This is a genomic window from Streptomyces sp. NPDC035033, from assembly GCF_040636735.1.
Lineage (GTDB): Bacteria > Actinomycetota > Actinomycetes > Streptomycetales > Streptomycetaceae > Streptomyces.
In genome coordinates, this window is record NZ_JBEZUZ010000016.1 from 58,893 (window position 1) to 73,517 (window position 14,625).

At 74.4% G+C, this 14,625-nt stretch carries 12 protein-coding genes; 1 reads left to right on the forward strand and 11 read right to left on the reverse strand.

The window, feature by feature from the left end; all coding sequences use genetic code 11:
• Positions 1-28: 28 nt before the first annotated feature.
• A complete protein-coding gene (locus AB0E83_RS09850; protein WP_362108445.1) occupies positions 29-526 on the forward strand; it encodes a MarR family transcriptional regulator in 498 nt (165 codons plus the stop codon).
• On the opposite strand, the gene AB0E83_RS09855 is transcribed toward AB0E83_RS09850, so the two are convergent.
• The 11 genes from AB0E83_RS09855 to rsmA form a co-directional block, all read right to left on the reverse strand.
• A complete protein-coding gene (locus AB0E83_RS09855; protein WP_362108521.1) occupies positions 485-1,264 on the reverse strand; it encodes a response regulator transcription factor in 780 nt (259 codons plus the stop codon). The genes AB0E83_RS09850 and AB0E83_RS09855 overlap by 42 nt on opposite strands.
• Positions 1,265-1,517: 253 nt before the next feature.
• The gene (gene galK / locus AB0E83_RS09860) at positions 1,518-2,657 is read right to left on the reverse strand and encodes a galactokinase (protein ID WP_362108447.1); all 1,140 of its coding nucleotides are present in this window, start codon (positions 2,655-2,657) and stop codon (positions 1,518-1,520) included.
• Positions 2,654-3,643 carry a UDP-glucose 4-epimerase GalE gene (gene galE, locus AB0E83_RS09865; RefSeq protein WP_362108449.1) on the reverse strand — a complete coding sequence of 330 codons (990 nt, stop codon included), beginning with the start codon at positions 3,641-3,643 and terminating at the stop codon, positions 2,654-2,656. The genes galK and galE overlap by 4 nt, the downstream gene beginning before the upstream one ends.
• On the reverse strand, positions 3,640-4,683 hold the full coding sequence (gene galT, locus AB0E83_RS09870) for a galactose-1-phosphate uridylyltransferase (protein WP_362108451.1): 1,044 nt from the start codon (positions 4,681-4,683) through the stop codon (positions 3,640-3,642). The genes galE and galT overlap by 4 nt, the downstream gene beginning before the upstream one ends.
• A 103-nt stretch (positions 4,684-4,786) precedes the next feature.
• Positions 4,787-5,470, reverse strand: coding sequence for a LuxR C-terminal-related transcriptional regulator (locus AB0E83_RS09875; protein ID WP_362108453.1), 684 nt, complete (start codon positions 5,468-5,470; stop codon positions 4,787-4,789).
• 172 nt (positions 5,471-5,642) lie between these two features.
• Entirely contained in the window at positions 5,643-7,457 is a 1,815-nt protein-coding gene (locus tag AB0E83_RS09880) for a PQQ-binding-like beta-propeller repeat protein (protein WP_362108455.1), read from the reverse strand.
• A gap of 13 nt (positions 7,458-7,470) precedes the next feature.
• Positions 7,471-9,330, reverse strand: coding sequence for a PQQ-binding-like beta-propeller repeat protein (locus tag AB0E83_RS09885; protein WP_362108457.1), 1,860 nt, complete (start codon positions 9,328-9,330; stop codon positions 7,471-7,473).
• 113 nt (positions 9,331-9,443) lie between these two features.
• Positions 9,444-11,252, reverse strand: a complete 1,809-nt coding sequence (locus tag AB0E83_RS09890; RefSeq protein ID WP_362108459.1) for an ABC-F family ATP-binding cassette domain-containing protein — start codon at positions 11,250-11,252, stop codon at positions 9,444-9,446.
• A 77-nt stretch (positions 11,253-11,329) separates the two neighbouring features.
• Positions 11,330-12,652, reverse strand: a complete 1,323-nt coding sequence (locus AB0E83_RS09895) for an acyltransferase (RefSeq protein WP_362108461.1) — start codon at positions 12,650-12,652, stop codon at positions 11,330-11,332.
• Positions 12,653-12,737: 85 nt separating this feature from the next.
• Positions 12,738-13,751 carry a 4-(cytidine 5'-diphospho)-2-C-methyl-D-erythritol kinase gene (locus AB0E83_RS09900; RefSeq protein WP_362108463.1) on the reverse strand — a complete coding sequence of 338 codons (1,014 nt, stop codon included), beginning with the start codon at positions 13,749-13,751 and terminating at the stop codon, positions 12,738-12,740.
• The gene (rsmA, locus tag AB0E83_RS09905; RefSeq protein WP_362108465.1) at positions 13,748-14,620 is read right to left on the reverse strand and encodes a 16S rRNA (adenine(1518)-N(6)/adenine(1519)-N(6))-dimethyltransferase RsmA; all 873 of its coding nucleotides are present in this window, start codon (positions 14,618-14,620) and stop codon (positions 13,748-13,750) included. The genes AB0E83_RS09900 and rsmA overlap by 4 nt, the downstream gene beginning before the upstream one ends.
• Positions 14,621-14,625 lie beyond the last annotated feature (5 nt).

The following is a 14,625-nucleotide window of genomic DNA, read 5'->3' on the forward strand; positions in this document are numbered from 1 at the left end:
ATGTCAACAGACCCACTACACTGATCACATGGAGGACGAGGTCGACCGGCTGGTCGCTGCATGGCGCCGAGAGCGCCCGGACCTCGACGTGGAGCCGTTGGAGGTCCTCAGCCGCGTCTCCAGGCTGGCCCGACACCTCGACCGGGCCCGTCGGCTCGCCTTCTCGGAGCACCAGCTGGAGCCCTGGGAGTTCGACGTCCTCACCTCGCTGCGCCGCGCCGGAGCCCCGTACCAGCTCTCCCCCGGCCAGCTCCTCACCCAGACCCTGGTGACCTCCGGCACCATGACCAACCGCATCGACCGGCTCACCAAGAAGGGCCTGGTCGAGCGGCTGCCCGACCCCAGCGACCGGCGCGGGGTCCTGGTCCGGCTCACCCCCGAGGGACGGGACCGCGCCGACGAGGCGCTGGCCGGGCTGCTCGCCCAGGAGCGGGCCATCCTCGCCCAGCTCTCCCGCCCCCAGCGCGCCGAACTGGCCGCCCTGCTACGCCGGCTGACCGCCCCGTTCGACAACCTGCCCGGGTAGCGCCGCCGCCTCCGCCAGCGGCGCCGGGCCCACCCCGGCCCGCCGGGCCAGCGCCACCGCCGCGAGCGTGGAGTGCACGCCCAGCTTCCCCAGCACGTTCTGCATGTGCGTGCGGACCGTGTGCGGGGAGAGGAAGAGCCGCTCCGCCACCGCCTTCCGGCCGAGCCCCGCCACCATGCAGCGCAGCACCTCCCGCTCGCGCGGGGTCAGCGACTCCACCAGGCGCTCGCTCTCCGTCCGGTGCCGCCGGGCCGCCGTCAGCTCCCGCAGCACCCCCGTCAGGAGCGCCGGCGGCAGGTGCGTCTCGTCCCGCAGCACCCCGCGGACCACCGCGAGCAGCCGCTGGAGCGAGCAGTCCTTCGCCACCCACCCCGAGGCCCCCGCCTGGAGCGCGAGCGCGGCCCGGCGGGCGTCGTCCTTCTCGGCGAGCACGATCACGCGGGGCGCGGGCTGCGCCTTGCGCACCCCCGCGACCAGGGCGATCCCGTCCCCGGCGGGCTCTCCCCCGGGATCGGGCGGTACGGCCGCCGGGGCCGCGGGCGCCGCGCCCAGGTCGGCGTCGACGAGCAGCACGTCGAAGCGGCGCCCCTCCGCGGCCCCCCGGTCCAGGCAGCGCAGGGCGGCCGGAGCGCTGCCCGCCGCGGCGACGTCGACGTCCGGCTCGGCCGCGAGCGCGGCGGCCAGCGACTCGGCGAAGACGCGGTGGTCGTCCACCACCAGGACCCGGATGCGTGCCACGGACAAACCCCCAAGTGTCGAGGAGAGACCGGCGCGGTACGGCGCCGGGGGCGGGTCCGCCGAGCGCACGGCCGCCGCCGTGCCCTGACTGCTACCCCGCGCTCCCGGCGCCGTACCCGACGGGTCTCGCCCCCTGAGCGGCACCGGCCCCCACCGGCGCTGCCCCACAGAGTAGGGGTGGGGCGGCGCCGTGGGGGCCGATTGGCGGAAGTGTCCGAAGTCGACCGTCCGGTGGCCGGAGGGGCCCGCCGGCTCAGAGGCGGCGGGCGCCCGCCGAGGGGACCGCCGGGAAGACGCCCGGCTCCGCGTACCCGGCGGCCGCGAATGCCTTCCGGACCGCGGCCGCGACCTCCTCCGCCCGGTCCTCGTCCACCAGGACCACCGCCGAGCCGCCGAAGCCGCCGCCGGTCATCCGGGCGCCGAGCGCGCCGGCCTCGTTCGCCGCCGTCACCACCAGGTCCAGCTCCGGGCAGGAGACCCGCAGGTCGTCCCGGAGCGAGGCGTGGCCCTCGGTGAGGATCGGGCCGACCGCCCGGGTGGCGCCGGCGTCGAGCAGGGCGATCACCCGGACCACCCGGTCGTTGTCGGAGACCACGTGCCGGACGTACCGCAGAATCGTCTCGTCGCTCAGACGGTCGAGGGCGGCGGGCAGATGCGCGGCGTCCACCTCGCGCAGGGCGCGCACCCCGAGCGCCCGCGCGCCCGCTTCGCAACCGGCGCGCCGCTCGGCGTACGCGCCGTCCCCGAGCGCGTGCTTCACCCGGGTGTCGACGACGAGGAGCGCCAGCCCCTCGGCGGCGAGGTCGAAGGGCACCTGCCGGTAGGACAGGTCCCGGGTGTCCAGGTGGAGGGCGTGGCCCTCCTCGGCGCAGGCGGAGGCCATCTGGTCCATGACCCCGCAGGGCACGCCGACGAAGGCGTTCTCGGCGCGCTGGGCGATCCGGGCCAGTTCGGGGCGGGTGAGGCCGAGGTCGAAGAGGTCGTTCAGGGCGAGGGCGGTGACGACCTCCAGGGCGGCCGAGGAGGAGAGGCCGGCGCCGGTGGGCACGGTGGAGGTGAGGTGGACGTCGGCGCCGGTCACCGGGTGGCCGGCCTCGCGCAGCGCCCAGACGACGCCGGCCGGGTAGGCGGCCCAGCCGCCGCCGGAGAGCGGGACGAGGGAGTCGACGCCGAGCTGGACGATGCCGCCGTCGACGTCACCGGAGTGCAGCCGCAGGACGCCGTCGTCGCGGCGGGAGACGGCGGCCACCGTGGTGTGCGGGAGGGCGAGCGGCAGCACGAAGCCGTCGTTGAAGTCGGTGTACTCGCCGATCAGGTTGACCCGCCCGGGGGCGGCCCAGACGCCGTCGGGCGCGGCGCCGTACAGCGCCTCGAAGTCGGTGGCGACGTTCACGCGTCCTCCTCCCGGAGCCGGGCGAAGGCCCAGGCGTCGGCGACGACGTCCGCCAGGTCCGGGCGGGACGGGGTCCAGCCGAGCCGCTCGCGGGCGGCCTCGGCGGAGGCGACGAGGACGGCCGGGTCGCCGGGGCGGCGGGCGGCGGTGAGCTCCGGGACCGGGTGGCCGGTGACCTTGCGGACGGTCTCGATCACCTCGCGGACCGAGAAGCCGTTGCCGTTGCCGAGGTTGCAGACCAGGTGCTCGCCGGCCGGGACGGTGGCGTCCGTCATGGCGTCCAGGGCGAGGAGGTGGGCCTCGGCGAGGTCGGCGACGTGGATGTAGTCGCGGACGCAGGTGCCGTCGGGGGTCGGGTAGTCGTCGCCGTAGACGGAGATCGCCGCGCGGCGGCCGAGGGCGACCTGGAGGACGAGCGGGACGAGGTGGGACTCGGGGTCGTGGCGCTCGCCGAGCCCGCCGTACGCCCCGGCGACGTTGAAGTAGCGCAGGGAGACGGCGGCGAGGCCGTGGGCGGCGCACTCGCCGCCGATCATGTGGTCGACGGCGAGCTTGCTCGCCCCGTAGGGGCTGGTGGGGGCGGTCGGCGCGGACTCGGGGATCGGGACGGTCTCCGGTTCGCCGTAGGTGGCGGCGGTGGAGGAGAAGACCAGCTTGCGGACGCCGGCCGCGCGCATGGCGGCGAGCAGCGCCATGGTGCCGCCGACGTTGTTCTCCCAGTACTTCTCCGGGTGGACGACGGACTCGCCGACCTGCGAGAAGGCGGCGAAGTGCAGCACGCCGTCGTAGGAGGCGTCGAGCCACCGGGCGGCGTCCTGGACGCGGCCCTCGACGAACTCGGCGCCGGCGGGGACTCCCTCGCGGAAGCCGGTGGAGAGGTCGTCGAGGACGGTGACCCGGTGGCCCCGCTCCAGGAGGTGGGCGGCGACCACGCCGCCCACGTACCCCGCACCTCCGGTGACCAGGTACTTCTTCGGATCGGTCATGCGCTTGCCACCTCTCGGATGCGCCGGGCCGCGTCCTCCGGCCGGATGTCGTTCATGAACGCCCCCGTGCCGGACTCGGTGCCCGCGAGGAACTTCAGCTTCCCGGAGGCGCGCCGGACGGTGAACAGCTCCAGGTGCAGTCCGAAGTCCTCCCGCCGCTCGTCCGCGACCGGCGCCTGGTGCCAGGCGGCGATGTAGGGCGTGGGCGGCTCCGCCGGGCCGAAGATCCGGTCGAAGCGCCTCAAGAGTTCCAGATAGACCTGTGCGAAGCCCGTCCGGGCCGCCTCGTCGAGGGCGAGCAGGTCGGGGACGCGCCGGGTGGGGTGGAGGTGCACCTCGTACGGCCAGCGGGCGGCGTACGGGACGAAGGCGATCCAGTCCTCGGTCTCCAGGACGATCCGCTCGGCGTCGGCGCGCTCGCGGGCGACGAGGTCGTCGAAGAGGTTCCGGCCGGTGGCCCGGCGGTGCTCGTCGATCCGGCGCCGCACGAGGGCGGTGCGGGGGGTGACGTACGGGAAGGCGTAGATCTGGCCGTGGGAGTGGGGCAGGGTGACGCCGATCTCGCGGCCCCGGTTCTCGAAGCAGTAGACCTGCTGGACGCCGGGGAGGGAGGAGAGTTCGGCGGTGCGGTCGGTCCAGGCGTCGAGGACGAGGCGGGCCCGCTCCTCGGTGAGGTCGGCGAAGGAGGCGGTGTGGTCGTCGGTGAAGCAGACGACCTCGCAGCGGCCGACGCCGCCGGAGAGGGAGGGGAAGCGGTTCTCGAAGACCGCGACCTCGTAGCCCGCCTCGGGGATCTCGCTCTCGTGCCCGTCGCGGCCCGGGCAGAGCGGGCAGGCGTCGGCGGGCGGGAGGTAGGTGCGGCCCTGCCGGTGGGAGGCGACGGCGACGTGGTCGCCGGTGAGCTCGTCGTACCGGATCTCGGAGCGGGAGGCGACGGGGGTGAGGGGGCGCGGGTCGACGGCGGTGCGGACGGCGTCGTCGCGGGAGTCGTAGTAGATCAGCTCGCGCCCGTCGGCGAGCGTGGTGACGGTCTTCTTCACGGGGGTGCCCTCCGGGCGCGAACAAACAGAACCAAGCACAAAGAACCACAACCGAACATCGGAGTCAACGCCGGAGCCCGGCCCGGCCCCGCGGCCCCCCGGTTCAGCGCGGCGTGCGCTGCTCCGGCACCGCCCGGTCCAGCAGGCCCGTCCGGGCCGCGAGGGCCGCCGCCTCCAGGCGGGAGCCGACCCCGAGCTTCATCAGGACCCGCTGCACGTGCGTCCGCGCCGTGCTCGGCGCGATCCCCATGCCCGCCGCGATCAGCCGGGTGTCCTCGCCCTCCGCGACCCGCACCAGAACCTCCACCTCCCGGTGGGTCAGCAGCCGCAGCAGCCGCTGCGCCTCGTCGTCCGGCTGCGCCGCCGGGTTCAGCAGCTCCGCGAAGGCCCCCGCGAGCAGCGCCGGCGCCACCGCCGCCTCCCCCGCCCGGGCCTTGAGCAGCGCCCGCTCGACGCCCTCGATCCGCTCGTCGTGCCGGACGTACCCGGACGCCCCGGCCGCGAAGGCCGCCGCGATCCCGCGCGGCGACGGCACCGGGCCGAGCACCACCACGGCCACCTGCGGCCGCTCCCGCTTGATCCGCGCGACCGGCTCGAAGGCCCCCGGCTCGGCCGGCGCCGCCGTGCCGAAGAGGCAGACCTCCGGAGCCCGGCCCACCACGACCTCCGCGGCGCCCGCCGCCGGCGCGGCCGCCGCGAGCACCCGGTGCCCGCGCAGCTTCAGCGCCGAGGCGAGCGCCTCCGCGAGCAGGCGGTGGTCGTCCACGACCACGAGCCGTACGCCCATCCCGTCCGTCCCCCATCCCCCGGGCGTGCCGTCCCCGGCACCTCTGACCCGGCAAGCTACACGCTCCCCCGCCCCGTGGCGCGCCAACCGCCGCCCCACGAAAGGGGGACGGACACGGAAAGGGCCTCCCCGGTGCTCCGGGGAGGCCCTTCTCGTCGGCGGTCGCGGGCCGTCAGCCCTTGGTGCCGAAGGAGGCCGCGAGGTACCGCTTGCCGTAGGCGCTGTCGGACTCGCGCGTCTTGTTCACGTAGGTGGCCGAGAGGAAGAGCCGGCCGTCGGCGTAGCGGAATTCGGAGCCGGTGACGGAGAAGCTGGTCTCGATGTCCCGGTTCGCCTTGTCCGACGGGTTCTCCAGGAGCACCGTCTCCTTCATCGTGCCGCCGTTGACGGAGACGATCTGCCCGCCCTTGTCGTACGGGGGCACCTTGTACGCGATGAGGTCGCCGCCGTCCATGCGCAGCGGCATCAGCGTGTACCCGTCGCCCGCGTCGGCCTTCTCGGGCGCCATGCGGCCGTCGGAGAGGTCGAAGGCGACGATCTCGTTGGTCTCGTCGCCGTACTCGCCGGTGGAGCCGTCGTGCTCCTCGGTCGGCAGGTAGAGCCGGTCGTTGCCGACGAGGGCCTGCGAGCAGTCCTCGACGGCGGTGGAGCCGCACCGGGCCGCGTAGCGGTCGGCGTTGGCCGTGATCTTGGTCCGCAGCTTTCCGGTCTTCTCGTCGATGGAGAAGAAGTCGGAGATGCCGCTGCCGTCGTCGGCGGCGTCGCCGACGTTGGCGGCGACGACCAGCGGCTTGGTCGAGATGACCGCCGTGTACTTCACGCCCGTCGGCATCTTGTACTGCGAGAGCGGCTTGCCCGTCTTCGGGTCCAGGTTCTGGACGAGGACGGACTCGGCGCCGTACGCGCCGCACTTGCGGACCGCGACGAGGCCGGCGCCGCCGCCGTAGCCCATGTCGTAGCAGTTCTGGTCGTTGGACTGCGGCTTCCAGCGGACCTTGCCGGTGGCCGCGTCGAAGGCCGCGCCGCCGTCGGTGCCGCCGGCGGCGACGGTGCCGCCGCCGAGCGTCACCTCGTTGAAGCGGGCCTTCTCGTCGCCGCCGCCGCTGACCGAGGCGGACCAGAGGAGCTTGCCGGTGTTCAGGTCGACCATGCCGACCTGGTTGCAGCTCTGGTAGTAGCGGGGTGCGACGCGCTTCTTCTCCTCGAAGAGGATCGGCACCTTGTGGTCGGCGGTCATGTGCCGGGACGCGCCGCAGACCTGGCCGGCCAGCGGCAGGGTCCAGGCGACCGTGCCCTTGTCGATGTCGTAGCCGACGATCGAGTTGACGCCCGTCTTCACGAAGGTCCTGTCGGTGAGCCAGGAGCCGTCGACGGGCGTGGTGTCGGGCACCTTCGGCATGTCGACGCGGAAGGCGAGGCGGGCGCCGGTCCGGGCGCCCGGCTTCTCCTTGCCGTCGCCGCCCAGGCCGTTGCCGGAGCCGCCGTCGCCGGAGCCGCCGGTGGCGTCACCGCCCCCGCCGCCGGAGGCGGACTGGCCGGTGCCGCCGGTGCCCTTGGCGTCCGGGGGCGCGTCCGGCCCGGAGTTGGCGTACCAGATGCCGCCGCCGACGATCAGGGCGACGGCCACGACCGCCGCGACGATGATCTGGGCCTGCGCCGACAGCTTCTTCCGCCCGCCCGGCGGGGCCGGGACGGGCTGCTGCGGCGCGGTCGGATAGCCGTACGGCTGCTGCTGGTTCGGGTAGCCGTACGGCGGCGGGACCGGCTGCTGGTGCTGCTGCGGGGCCTGCGGGTAGCCGTAACCGGGCTGCGGGACCTGCTGCGGGTAGCCGGGGCCCGGCTGTCCCTGCGGGGGCGTCGGGGCGCCGAAGCCGCCCTGGGCCGGGTCCTGCGGGGCGCCGAAGCCGCCCGGCGGCGGGTAGCCGCCGGGGGGCTGGTTCGGCGGGGGGCCCGGCGGCTGGTTCGGCGGCGGGGGTGGCTGGGTCATCGGTCCGCGTACCTCACTTGCTGAAGCCCATCATCGTCTTGGTCTCCTTCTCCTCGGCGTCGTTGGTCGCGGAGACCCGACCCGCCGCCACCACGAAGGTGCCGTTGCCGTAGGCGTATCCGGCGCTGAAGAAGCCGCTCTCGATCTGCGCGACCGAGACCGGGTGCTTGAGGAGGATCTTCGGCGCGCCACCGGTCGGGGCGATCGTGGCGACCGCGCCGCCCTTGTCGTACTTGGGCGCGACGTAGGCGAGGACCTCGCCGCCCTCCATGCGCAGCGGCGTCATCTGCTGCTCGTCGGGCGCCTTCGAACGCCACTTGGGCTTGCCGGTCTTCAGGTCGAAGGCGACGACCTCGTTGGAGGTGCCGTAGTCGGTGTCGGTCGCCATGTAGAAGGTGTCGCCGGCGGCGGCGACGCCGGTGCAGCCCTGGAGGTTGCGGCCGAAGATGATCAGGCCGCCGCCGCAGCGCGGGGCGAACTTGTCCTTGCCGCCCTGGATCTGGGAGCGGACGGTGCCGTTCGGGTTGAGCGCGACGATCGACCACTTCTTCTGCTCGCGCTGGAAGGAGGAGACGACCAGCGGGTTCACCGAGTAGACCTTGTCGACCTCCCAGGTGGCGGCCAGCTTGTAGGTCCACTTGGCCTTGCCCGTGTTCGGGTCGACCTCGCTGATCGTGTGCTGCTCCTTGCTCACGTCGGCGGTGCGGCACTGGTTGGCCGCGACCAGCTTGGTGGCGTCGCCGGCGTAGGCGTACGGCTTGCAGTCGCCGGTGGGGCCGGTGAAGACCTGGCGGCCGTCGGTGAGCGAGAAGCCGTAGGCGCTGCTGCTGCCGGCCGCGGTGACCGTGTTGCCGCCGATGGCGAGGGTGTTGTCGGAGAAGGCGAAGAGGCCGGTCGGCTTCGGGACGGCCTTCTTCCAGCCCGCCTTGCCGGTCTTGAGGTCGATCTGCTGGAGCATCGTGCACTTGGCGCCGTCCTTGGCGCTCTCCTCGTACCCGAAGACCATCAGGCCGTTGGCGCCCGGCTGGGCCGGGGCGGCGCACAGCTTGAACGGCACGTCGACCGACCACTTCTTGGCGCCGTCGGCGAGCGAGTAGCCGGCGACGCCCTTGTACATGGCCTTGACGACGGTGTCGCCGACGATCCAGGGGCCGAAGACCTCGGAGCCGTTGCGGGGCAGGTCGACGTCGTTGGTGGTGAGGAAGTTGACCTTCGCCTCGCCGGGCTGGCGGGCCGCGTTGAGGTCGTCCTCGCCGCCCTTGTCGCCGTCGCCGGAGCCGTCGCCCTGGTCGACCGACTCGGTCGGCTTCGGCGCGGCGGTGGCGCTGGAGGCGCTGGCCGTCGGGTTCGCGACGGGCGTTTCCTCACCGTCACCGCCGCCGACGACGGCCCAGGTGGTGACCGCGGCGACGGCGACGACGGCCGCCGCGACGGCCGCGACGAGCGCGGTGCGCTTCTTGGACGCGTCGCCGGAGCCGCCGGCCGGGGCGGGCGCGGCCGGGTACATCGGCTGGGTCTGGCCCGGGTAGCCCCCGTAGGGACCCGGCTGCTGCCCGTACGGGCCGGGCTGCTGGCCGTACGGACCGGGCTGCTGCGGCGGCTGGCCGTACGGGCCCGGCTGCTGCGGCTGCTGCGGGTAGCCGTACGGGCCGGGCTGCGGGGCCTGCTGCGGGTAGCCGTACCCGGGCTGGGCCTGCGGCGGCTGGCCGGGAGCCTGCGGCGGCTGGGCCGGGGCCTGCGGCGGGGCGGGCGGCATCTGCGGCGGCTGGGCCGGCATCTGGGGCGGGACCGGCGGCGTACCGCCCGGGTTCGCGTTCGGGTCCTGGGGAGCTCCGAAGCCCCCCGGCGGCTGGTTGCTGGGCGGCTGGGTCATCAGCGCTTCCCCCTTGGCTGTGAGCGGGTTTTCTTTCTACCACTCGCGGGGTGGCGCAAAAGCGACCGGTCCGTCCCTTGTGCCCAAGGGAGGACCGGTCCGTGATGCCGTCGTTATGCGTTCTCGGCCAGTTCGAGCCAGCGCATCTCCAACTCTTCACGTTCTCCCGACAGTTCCCGCAACTCGGCGTCGAGCTTCGCGACCTTCTCGAAATCGGTCGCGTTCTCGGCGATCTGCGCGTGGAGCTTCGTCTCCTTCTCGGAGATCTTGTCGAGCTGCCGCTCGACCTTCTGGAGCTCCTTCTTCGCGGCGCGGGCGTCGGCGGCGGAGACGCCGCCCTTCTGCTGCGGGGCGGGCGCGGCGGCGGGCGCCGGGGCGGCCGCCGCGATCATCCGCTGCCGCCGCTCCAGGTACTCGTCGATGCCGCGCGGCAGCATCCGCAGGGTCTGGTCGCCGAGCAGGGCGAAGGTGCGGTCGGTGGTGCGCTCCAGGAAGAAGCGGTCGTGGGAGATGACGACCATGGAGCCGGGCCAGCCGTCGAGGAGGTCCTCCAGCTGGGTCAGGGTCTCGATGTCGAGGTCGTTGGTGGGCTCGTCGAGGAAGAGGACGTTGGGCTCGTCCATGAGGAGGCGGAGCAGCTGGAGGCGGCGGCGCTCGCCGCCGGAGAGGTCGCCGACCGGCGTCCACTGCTTCTCCTTGCCGAAGCCGAACTGCTCGCAGAGCTGCCCGGCGGACATCTCGCGGCCCTTGCCGAGGTCGACGCGGTCGCGGACCTGCTGCACGGCCTCCAGGACGCGCAGCTGGGCGGGGAGCTCGGTGACGTCCTGGGAGAGGTAGGCGAGCCGGACGGTCTTGCCGACGACGATCCGGCCGGCCGGCGGCTGCTTCTCGCCCTGCGAGAAGGCCGCCTCCGCCAGCGCCCGCAGGAGTGAGGTCTTGCCCGCGCCGTTGACGCCGACGAGGCCGACGCGGTCGCCGGGGCCGAGCTGCCAGGTGAGGTGCTTCAGGAGCGTCTTGGGCCCGGCGGTGACGGTCACGTCCTCCAGGTCGAAGACGGTCTTGCCGAGCCGGGCGTTGGCGAACTTCATCAGTTCGCTGGTGTCGCGGGGCTCCGGCACGTCCGCGATGAGCGCGTTGGCCGCCTCGATGCGGAAGCGGGGCTTGGAGGTGCGGGCGGGGGCGCCGCGCCGCAGCCAGGCCAGCTCCTTGCGGACCAGGTTCTGCCGCTTGACCTCCTCGGTGGCGGCGATCCGCTCCCGCTCGGCGCGGGCGAAGACGTAGTCGGAGTAGCCGCCCTCGTACTCGTACACGTCACCGCGCTGCACGTCCCACATGCGGGTGCAGACCTGGTCGAGGAACCAGCGGTCGTGGGTGACGCAGACGAGCGCCGAGCGGCGGTTCTGGAGGTGGCCGGCGAGCCAGGCGATGCCCTCGACGTCCAGGTGGTTCGTGGGCTCGTCGAGGACGATCAGGTCCTGGTCGTCGATGAGGAGCTTGGCGAGCGCGATGCGGCGGCGCTCGCCGCCGGAGAGCGGACCGATGACGGTGTCGAGGCCGTGCTCGAAGCCGGGCAGGTCGAGCCCGCCGAAGAGGCCGGTGAGCACGTCCCGGATCTTGGCGCTGCCGGCCCACTCGTGGTCGGCCAGGTCGCCGATGACCTCGTGCCGGATCGTGGCCTTCGGGTCGAGCGAGTCGTGCTGGGTGAGCACCCCGAGGCGGAGGCCGCCGCTGTGGGTGACGCGGCCGGTGTCGGCCTCCTCCAGCCGGGCGAGCATCCTGATGAGGGTGGTCTTGCCGTCGCCGTTGCGCCCCACGACCCCGATCCGGTCCCCTTCGGAGACGCCGAGCGAGACCCCGTCGAGCAGGGCACGGGTGCCGTACACCTTGCTGACGTTCTCGACATTGACCAGGTTGACGGCCATTTCACTCCTGTGGCGGGGCATGCGATCGACGTCCAAGGGTACGTCGGTGACCGGAGCACGGTCCGCCCGACGGGTGATCACCCTTCGTGACGACGCGATCCGCGTCCGGCCGCCGCGGGACGGCGAGGTGCGGGCCGGTCCACCAGGAACCAGCCCGCCAGGGCCGCCGCGACCGCCGCCGGGGCGGTGACCTCCACCGCGACCAGGGTGGCCGTGTGGCCCTCCAGCAGGCCGCCGAAGCCGGTCATCGACAGGCCGAGGATCCCCAGCAGGGCGAGCGTGACGCCGAGGGCGGCGAGCGGGCCGGAGCCGCCGGTGCGGGGGACGGGCGCCGGGGCCTCGAAGCGGCGGAAGACCGCGACGAGCAGGGCCGTCAGCAGGGCCGCCGCCGCGAGCCGGAGCGGCAGCTGCGCCCACCAGGCGGCGGAGGCCGGGGCGGGGAGCTCCAGGCCGAGCCCGAGCATCGCCCCGTACACGCCGAGCATCGCCGTCAGGTGCCAGAGGAAGGCGGTCATCGCGAGCCCGTTGGCGGCGACCACCGCGCGCCAGACCCCGGCCCGGGCCACCAGCCGCCCGCCCGGCCCCTTCAGCAGCTCGACCGCGCCGACCAGCCACAGGCCGTGGCAGAGCAGGGCCAGCGTCGGCGGCGCCATGTTGGAGACCTTCTCGCCGGGCATGCCCACCATCGACAGCGGGTACGGCCCGAGGGCGACGAGCGCGGCGGCGCCGAGGAGCCCCGCCCCGGCGAGGAGCGCCGGCCGCCGGAGCATGCCGTCGGCGCGCAGGAAGCCGAGCTGGTGGACCGCCAGCCAGACGAAGACGAAGTTCAGGAACTCGACGTACGGCACCCCGGCCGCGAACCGCAGGGCGTCGACCAGGACCGCCCCCGCCACGAGGCCGCCGAAGGCCCCCCAGCCGTACCGCTCGTGCGCCCGCAGGAGCGGCGGGGTGAGGGCGGCCATCGCCAGGTAGATCCCGACGAACCAGAGCAGCTGCGTGACCAGCCGCAGGACGACCCCCATGAGGCCGCCGTCCGCGCCGAGCAGCTGGATCGCCAGCGCGACCGCGCCCCACACGGCGACGAAGACCATCGTGGGCCGCAGCAGCCGCCGCAGCCGGGCCCGCAGGAAGTCCGCGTACCCCGGCCGGGAGCGGTGGGCGAGGGCGTGCCCGAAGCCGCCCACGAAGAAGAAGACCGGCATCACCTGGAGCGCCCAGGTCGCCGCCTGGAGTTCCGGTACCACGGCGAGGAGGTTCCCGACCCGTCCGTCCGGGCCGACCGCGGCCATCAGCCAGTGCCCGAGCACGACGACGGCGAGCGAGGCGACCCGGAGCAGGTCGACGTACCGGTCCCGCGTCGCCGGCGTGGCGGCGGCGAGTTCACGCGCGCTGAATCCCATGCGGGTACGGTCCCGCGCCGGCCCGGCCCGCCGACAGGGCGCGGATACTCAACCGGCGGCTGAGTACGGGCCGGTGCCCGCCGGTTCAGAGGAGGGTGGCGCCGGGGGCCGGGGAGGTGGCGGGGCGGGCCGTGCGGCAGGTGCCGGAGGCGGTGAGGGCGGCGGCGACCGCGGCCGCCGCCTCCTGGTCCTTCACCAGGAACGCCGTCGTGGGGCCCGAGCCGGAGACCAGGGCCGCGAGGGCGCCCGCCTCGGTGCCGGCCGCGAGGGTCGCGGCGAGCGAGGGGCGCAGGGAGAGCGCGGGGGCCTGGAGGTCGTTGGCGAGGGCGCCCGCGAGGGCGACGGCGTCGCCGGTGCGCAGGGCTTCCAGGAGGGCCGGGGAGGCGGCCGGCTCGGGGACCTCGGTGCCCTCGGCGAGGCGGTCGAACTCGCCGTACACCGCCGGGGTCGACAGTCCGCCGTCCGCGACGGCGAAGACCCAGTGGAAGGTGCCGCCGACCGGCAGCCCGGTCAGCCGCTCGCCGCGCCCGGTGCCGAGCGCGGCCCCGCCGACCAGGCTGAAGGGCACGTCGGAGCCGAGTTCGGCGCAGATCTCCAGGAGCGCCTCGCGGGGGGTGTCGAGGCCCCACAGCGCGTCGCAGGCCAGGAGCGCGCCGGCGCCGTCGGCGCTGCCGCCGGCCATGCCGCCGGCGACCGGGATGTCCTTCCTGATGTGGAGGTGGACGTCCGGGGAGAGGCCGTGCCGGGCCGCGAGGAGTTCGGCGGCGCGGGCGGCCAGGTTGGTGCGGTCGAGGGGGACCCTGTCCGCGTCGGGGCCCTCGCAGGTGATCGTCAGGCCGTCGGCGGGGGTGGCGGTCACCTCGTCGTACAGGGAGACGGCGAGGAAGACGTTGGCCAGGTCGTGGAAGCCGTCGGGGCGGGCGGCGCCGACCGCGAGCTGCGCGTTGACCTTGGCGGGGACCCGTACGGTCACGCTCTTCGCGCCGACCGCGCCGTTCTCGCCGGCCGCCCGGTTCACACCGCTCACACCGCTCACACCGTTCTCGCCGCTCACACCGTTCTCGCCGCTCACACCGTTCTCGCCGGTCGCGCCGTTCATGCCTTCGCCTCCGCGATCCGCGCGAACTCCTCCACCGTCAGCGCCTCGCCGCGCGCCTGCGGCGAGATCCCGGCCTTCACCAGGGCCTCCTCGGCGGCGGCCGGGGAGCCCGCCCAGCCGGCGAGGGCGGCGCGCAGGGTCTTGCGGCGCTGCGCGAAGGCCGCGTCGACGACCGCGAAGACCTCTTCCTTGCTCGCGGTGGTGGCGATCGGCTCGCTGCGGCGGACCAGGGAGACGAGGCCGGAGTCGACGTTGGGCGCGGGCCAGAAGACGTTGCGGCCGATGGCGCCGGCCCGCTTGACCTCGGCGTACCAGTTCGCCTTCACGGAGGGGACCCCGTACACCTTGTTGCCCGGTCCGGCGGCGAGCCGGTCCGCGACCTCGGCCTGGACCATGACGAGGGTCCGCTCGATGGTCGGGAAGCGGTCGAGCATGTGGAGCAGGACGGGCACGGCCACGTTGTACGGGAGGTTGGCGACGAGCGCGGTCGGCGCCGGGCCCGGCAGCTCCTGGACCAGCATGGCGTCGGAGTGGACCAGCGCGAAGCGGTCCTTCCGGTCCGGCATCCGCGCGGCGATCGTCGCGGGCAGCGCGGCGGCCAGGACGTCGTCGATCTCGACGGCGGTCACCCGGTCGGCGGCCTCCAGGAGCGCCAGGGTGAGGGAGCCGAGGCCGGGCCCCACCTCGACGACCACGTCGTCCGGGCGCACGCCCGCGGTGCGGACGATGCGCCGGACGGTGTTGGCGTCGATGACGAAGTTCTGGCCCTTCTGCTTCGTGGGGCGCACGCCGAGGGCGGCGGCCAGCTCACGGATGTCGGCGGGGCCGAGGAGGGCGTCGGGGCCGTCGGGGCCGGTGGTGGTGCTCACCGGTA